This is a genomic window from Kocuria marina, from assembly GCA_014652975.1.
Taxonomy (GTDB): Bacteria; Actinomycetota; Actinomycetes; order Actinomycetales; family Micrococcaceae; genus Kocuria; species Kocuria marina.
In genome coordinates this window covers 114,240-120,706 of record BMZV01000005.1, presented here as the reverse complement: position 1 = coordinate 120,706, position 6,467 = coordinate 114,240, and the positions used below count along the sequence as shown (strand labels likewise).

The window sequence follows — 6,467 nt, the reverse complement described above, 5'->3', positions numbered from 1 at the left end:
CCCCCCCCCCCCCCCAAGGCTGCCGGGCGATTCCCGACGGCGTCCGCGCACCGGTTCCCGGGGGCTCGCGAGGCAACCATGCGACGTCGTTCCCGGATGTCCGTGCGAACGGCTCCAGGCGCTCGCGGGGCGACCGAGCGACGTCGTCCCCTCCCGGCCGACGGTGCCCGACCCGGTCGCGGAGGGCCGGGGCCCGCGCCCGTAGACTGGTGCCCCATGAAGTCGTTCGTCGCTCCCGTGCTGCTCGTGATCACCGCGCTCGTCCAGGCCATGGGCATCTACCCCTACGTCCAGGACGGCATCACGCTCACGGGGCAGCTGCTGTTCCCCATCCTCTTCGCGCTCGCGGCCATGTACCTGGCCCGCAAGGGTCGCCCCGGCGCGTTCGGCACGGCGCACATGGTCATCCTGGTGCTGTCCGTGGTCCTGGTGGCGCTGTCCCTCGTGGGCATGAGCCAGCAGCTCCCGTACTTCTACCCCACCATGATCCTGTACTACATCGCGTTCGTGCTCGTGGCCGTGGAATGCGCGCTGCGCATCGCCGGGTTGCCCAAGAAGTCGCGTGCCGTGGGTGCGGAGTCCGACGACGCCGCCCCCACCCACTGAGCCGTGCCCTCCTCCCCGAACGCGTCCTTGCAGTTGCCCTTCGACACCGTGGTCGTGGCAGGGGGCCGCTCCTCCCGGCTGGGAGGCGCCCCCAAAGCCCAGTTGTCCTTCAAGGGCTCCACGCTGGTGGCCCACACGGTCGCGGCGGTGAGCCTGTTCGGTGCCGTGGTGGTCGTGGGGCCCGAGGATCCGCGGCTGCCGCCGGACGTATTACGCGCCCGGGAGGATCCGCCCTTCTCGGGACCGGCGGCGGCGGTGGCCGCGGGCGTCGTCGTCCTGGACGGCATGAGCGGACGTCACGAGTGGACGGCGGTGCTCGCATGCGACATGCCGCATGTCGACCGCGCACTGCCCGCGCTCGTGCGGGCTGCGCAGGACGTCCCCCCGGAGGTCGACGGCGTGATGGCGTTGTCCGACGAGGGCCGGGCCGAGAACCTCGCCGTGCTGATCCGTTCCGCGGCGCTGAGCGCGGTGCTGCGCGAGGTGCCCACGGTGGACGTGTCCGTGCGCTCGGTGTGGCGTCATCTGACGTTGGACACCGTCCCCGTCCCCCACGCCAGCACGAGCGACGTGGATACATGGGAAGATGTGCGTAGATTCGACCTGCACTGAATCGCCACGTCGAGGAGACATCATGCCCGGACTTCCGCACCAGCACGATCCCACCGCTCACGAGGACGACGACCAGCGCGAGAACCGTTCGGCGGCGTCGGAACCGACCGTGCGCTGGGCCTCGTGGGACGAGGCCCGACGGATCGCCTACGGCACCCCGCACTCCCTCCCCAACATCCTGTTGCCGCTGGCGAAATGCCTCGACGAGATCCTCGCCGAGTCCGTGACCGCCGAGATGCCCGTGCCCCACTACCCCTCCGCCGCGGCGGACGGCTGGGCCGTGGCCGGGGAGGGCCCGTGGCGGATCCGCATGCCGCGCCCCGCGGAGACCGACGAGCGCCTGCTGCTGACCCTGCCCCCGGACCAGCGCATCCTCCCGGTGGTGGAGCTCAAGCCGGGTGAGGCCACCCACGTCAATGCCGGGGACGCCGTCCCGTTCGGGACCCGCGCGGTTCTCGAGGCCCACCGGGGCCACGTGGTCCCCGCCGACCCCGCGGCTCGCGACATGCCGACCGGTGAGCACGGCCGCGGACCCGAGGAGGGCGACACCCTCGAGGACGCCACACCCGCAGCGACCCTCGTGAAGAACCAGGACGTCCGGGCCGTGGGCGAGGAGATCGAGCAGGGGGACCTCCTGCTGCGCGCCGGTCGCAAGCTCAACCCCGCCCACCTCGGTCTCGCCGCGAGCGCGGGCCACGACATGCTCCCCGTACGACGCCGCCCGCGCGTGACCGTGCTGCTGGGTTTCGCCAACGTGGTCGAGGACGGCATTCCCGGCCCCGGTGAGGTGCGCGACGTCCTCGGACTGCAGCTGCCCGCCGCGCTGCGCGAACTGGGCGCGAACGTGGATCAGGTCCGGCGCGTGGCCGACGGCGCGGACGGGATGATCTCCGCATTCACGGAAGCCCCCATGGGTGCGAGCTCGCTGCTCGACGCCCGTGCGGAGATCGTGGTCTCCACCGGCGGCACGGGTCACGGGGAGGACGATCACGTCCGTAAGGCCCTCGAGGATCTCGGGGCCCACCTCATCATCGATGGCGTGGCGCAAGAACCCGCCCACGGGGTGATCGTGGCCCAGCTGCCTGACGACGGTCCCGTGGTGCTCGCGCTGCCCGGTTCACCGCTGTCCGCGATGACCGGTCTGCTGAGTGTGGGGCACGCCCTGATCGCCGGGGCCAAAGGTGAGGCCATGCCGTTCACGCGCCGCGTCACCGCGGGTCAGGACCTTGAGGCCACAGGCCGCACCCGCGTGATTCCCGCCTACCTTCAGGACGGCCATGTGTTGCCGGAACCCACCGTGGGTCCCACGATGCTCTCGGGTCTCGCCCACGCGGATGTGCTCCTGGTGGTTCCGGAGGACGGCATGAGCGCGGGCCAAGACGTGGAGGTCATCCCCCTCCCCTGGCGGGGCTGAGGCGGGGGCGCCACGGGATGGACCTACGGGGTGCGTCCGGCCGCCAGGAACTTTTGGGTGCCCTGAGCCCCCCCCGCGCAATTTTCAGGCGCCGTGAGGCCATGGAGCCCAGCCGATGGTGGCTCCAGAGTGACTTGGAATTCGCGGCTGGCCCCGGAATGACTGATATGTCCAGGACAGCTTTGGAACGCCTGGGAGTTACTCAGCGGCCCGGGCATGGCTGAGAGTTACCGCGTGGCCCGGGGTGACTCATAAATTCGCCCGCGGGCGGGCACCGGGGTGGACCTCAGTTCGCGGTGACGAAATAGACGATCGTCCCGATGATGAACGTCAGCGAGGCCAGCAGGGCGCACGACAGTTCCACCAGGATGCCCACGCCCATGGCCTTCGCGGCCACCCAGGATGTGCTCAGTGCGGTGTTGAAGTCTTTGTTGCGCACGGTCTCGGACAGCAGGAGCCCCACCACGAAACCGATGAACAGGCCCACCACGGGGATCACGAACATCCCGATCACCGCGCCCACCACACCGAAAAGCAGCGTGCGGTTCGGGATGGCCCGGCGTTTGAGCTTGCTGCCGGTGAGCACGAGACTCGCGGACATCCCCGCGAGGAGGAGCGTGCCGCCCAGCGCGAGCACGACCCACCCCTCAGGGGCACGCACCACGAACGTCCAGATGATCAACCCGATCAACGCGGTGATGGAGCCCGGGAGCACCGGGACCACGATCCCCACGCAGCCGATGACGATGAGGGCGGCTGTCGCGATGGTGGCGATAATGTCTGCGGTCACGCCCTCATCGTACGGGCAGGGCCGCTGACGAACGGCCCGCCGCGGCGGAACGCGGCGCGCGCCGGGGCCGTCATCGACTGCGCAACCCATGCACAACACCCGGTGGCACCGGTGGTTCCGCAGACCCATGGCCCGTGAACCGCGATCCGAACAGCGGTCCCCGTGGCGCTCCGGGCGGCGGTCCGGGCGGCGGTCCGGGCGGAACCGGCAGCCGCCTATTATGGTATTTCGTACACCAATTATGGAACGGATTCAGCGTGCCCCCCATCAGTGCCCCGCAGCGGCCCAGCACCTCCACCGCCCGCAGGGGCCGCTCATGGCACCGCACCGCGGGCAAGCCCGTGCGCTGGTGGCTCGTGGCCCTCGTGATCGTGATCGCAGCGCACCGGTGGATCCCGGACACCCGATGGCTCATGGTGCACATGGTCACGCTCGGGCTGATCACCACGTCCATCATGGTGTGGTCCCAGCACTTCACCGAGGCACTGCTGCACCACAAGCTCCCGGACTCCGGCCGTCCGCGGCAGATCGTGCGGATCTACGGGGTCACGGTGGGCACCGCCCTGATGATCGTGGGGATGCTCGCGGGGTGGTGGTGGCTCACTGTGGCCGCGGCCACCGTGATCGGCGTGATGCTCACCTGGCACGGCCTGGCCCTGCTGGCACAATCGCGCACCGCACTGCCCGCGAGATTCGGACTCACCGTGCGCTGGTACGCCACGGCCGCGTTCTTCTTACCCGTGGGGGCGGTGTTCGGCACGATCCTGGCCCGCGACCTCTCCGCGACGTGGCACTCCCGGCTCCTGCTGGCCCACCAGGCCGTCAATGTCCTGGGTTTCGTGGGCCTCACCGTGTGCGCGACCCTGCTGACGCTGTGGCCCACGATCCTGCGCACCCGGATGCGCGACGACGCGGTGCGGTTGTCACGCATCGCTCTGCCCCTCATGGCCGCGGGCAGTCTCCTCGCTGCCGTGTTCGCGGTGCTCGGAACGGCCTCACTCACGGCCGCCGCGTTGCTGCTCTACGCCGCCGGCGCGGCCACGGTGGGGTGGCTCATGCTGCGCACCGGGATGCAGCGCCGCCCCGAGGGTTACATGGGATGGTCCGTGGCCTCGGGCATCGCCTGGCTCGTGATGACCACGGTGCTGGCCGCGTGGCTCGTGCTGACCCGCGGGGTGGAGACCTCCGTGGCGCAGTCCCTCACGATCCCGTTCGTGGCGGGATTCCTGGTGCAGACTCTCTTCGGCGCCATGAGCTACATCCTGCCCTCGACCATGGGCGGCGGCCCCGCAACCGTGCGCGCATCTCTTGCCGCCATGAACCGCGCCGGGGTCTACCGCGTCACGGTCGCCAACCTGTGCATCACGTTGTTCGCCCTGCCCGCCGGGGTCCTGCCCTCGTGGGTCCGCGCGCTCGTGTCGATCGTGGGGGCCGTGGTCCTCGCGGCCTTCATCCCGCTCATGATCTCCTCGGCCAAGGTGGCCATCGCCGCACGACGCCGCGCCGTCGCCGAACACGCGGCCGGCACAGCACCCACGGACCGCACCGGGGCAACCGCTGCCGAGTCCTCCCGCCGCGGGATGGGAACGGCCACCCAGTTCCTGGCCGGGGTACTCACGGTGCTGCTCACGATCGCGGCGGGGATCGCCGTCGCACCCCAGTCCGCGGGTTTCTCTCTCACGGGCAGCAACAGGTCGAGCGCGGAGGGCACCGGGGAAACCACCGAGGTCAGGATGCATGCCCAGCAGGACATGCGTTTCGACCCGTCCGAGATCCGGGTACCCCAGGGAAACCGCCTGGTGATCCACCTGACCAACGACGACCCCACCACGGTGCACGATCTCGTCGTCACCAACGGCGCCACCTCCGGCCGCCTGGACCCGGGAGCCTCCGCGACCGTGGACGTGGGAGTGATCACCGACAGGCTGGAAGGCTGGTGCTCGGTGATCGGTCACCGCTCCATGGGGATGACCGTCGACGTGATCCCCGTGGACGCACAGGGCCAAGAGGTCACCGCCACCGGAACAGATGGCGCCCACGGTTCACACGGGCACGCGGAGAACACCGGAACGGACCCGGCGCAGGCGGCGGATCTCAACGCCGCCCCCGGTGAGGGTTTCACGACCCGTTCCCCCGAGCTGGCCCCCGCATCGAACGAAACCGTGCACCGGATGACGCTGGACGTCCAGGAAGTGGCCCGCGAGGTGGCCCCCGGCGTGACCCAGGACGCGTGGACCTACAACGGTCAATACATGGGGCCCACGCTGCGCGGGAAGGTGGGTGACACCTTCGAGATCACCCTGACCAACGGCGGCACCATGGGTCACTCCGTGGACTTCCACGCGGGGGACATCTCCCCCGACCAGGCCATGCGCACGATCGCCCCCGGCGAATCGCTCGTGTATCGGTTCACGGCCCACCGTTCCGGGATCTGGCTCTACCACTGCTCCACCATGCCCATGAGCAGTCATATCGCAGCAGGCATGTTCGGCGCGGTGATCATCGATCCCCCGAACCTGCCGAGCGTGGACCGTGAGTACCTGCTCGTGCAGAGCGAGACGTACCTCGCGGCCCCGTCCCCGGATCAACACGGTCTCCCGGAGGGGGTCAACGCGGTTGTGGATCCGGAGAAGATCGCCGCGAAGCAACCCTCGTTCACGATGTTCAACGGCCATGCCAACCAGTACATGCACGACCCGCTCACGGCCCGCCCGGGAGAGCGCGTACGGATCTGGGTGCTCGCGGCCGGCCCGTCCGAGGGGTTGAGCTTCCACGTGGTGGGCGGCCAGTTCGACACCGTCTACGCGGAGGGCGCGTACCAGCTCTCTCCCGATGGACCCGGTAATCCCGGTGGGACGGGTGGCGCTCAGGCCCTGGATCTCGCACCAGCGCAGGGCGGCTTCGTGGAACACCACTTCCGCGAGCCCGGGACCTACACGTTCGTCAATCACTCGTTCGCCGAGGCCGAGCGGGGCGCCCGGGGGCTGATCCGGGTCCAGGAGTGAGCGGGGCCCGGGCGACGTCGCATCGTCACCCGGACCCCCG

General features: G+C 70.0%; 5 protein-coding genes. 4 read left to right on the top strand and 1 reads right to left on the bottom strand.

Annotated elements, in window-relative coordinates:
- Positions 1-216: 216 nt before the first annotated feature.
- The 3 genes from IE157_RS11215 to IE157_RS11205 are packed head-to-tail and all read left to right on the top strand — an operon-like array spanning position 217 to position 2,632.
- The gene (locus tag IE157_RS11215) at positions 217-606 is read left to right on the top strand and encodes a hypothetical protein (protein ID WP_064845568.1); all 390 of its coding nucleotides are present in this window, start codon (positions 217-219) and stop codon (positions 604-606) included.
- Between the two features lie 3 nt (positions 607-609).
- Positions 610-1,218 carry a molybdenum cofactor guanylyltransferase gene (gene mobA / locus IE157_RS11210; RefSeq protein ID WP_082943182.1) on the top strand — a complete coding sequence of 203 codons (609 nt, stop codon included), beginning with the start codon at positions 610-612 and terminating at the stop codon, positions 1,216-1,218.
- Between the two features lie 22 nt (positions 1,219-1,240).
- The gene (locus IE157_RS11205) at positions 1,241-2,632 is read left to right on the top strand and encodes a molybdopterin molybdotransferase MoeA (RefSeq protein ID WP_193520010.1); all 1,392 of its coding nucleotides are present in this window, start codon (positions 1,241-1,243) and stop codon (positions 2,630-2,632) included.
- Positions 2,633-2,918: 286 nt separating this feature from the next.
- Here the strand turns inward: IE157_RS11205 and IE157_RS11200 are convergent, their stop codons facing one another.
- Entirely contained in the window at positions 2,919-3,422 is a 504-nt protein-coding gene (locus IE157_RS11200) for a DUF456 domain-containing protein (RefSeq protein WP_064845570.1), read from the bottom strand.
- A gap of 257 nt (positions 3,423-3,679) precedes the next feature.
- Here IE157_RS11200 and IE157_RS11195 point away from each other — a divergent pair, with 257 nt between their 5' ends.
- Positions 3,680-6,427, top strand: a complete 2,748-nt coding sequence (locus IE157_RS11195; protein WP_193520009.1) for a multicopper oxidase domain-containing protein — start codon at positions 3,680-3,682, stop codon at positions 6,425-6,427.
- The last annotated feature ends 40 nt before the right edge of the window (positions 6,428-6,467 follow it).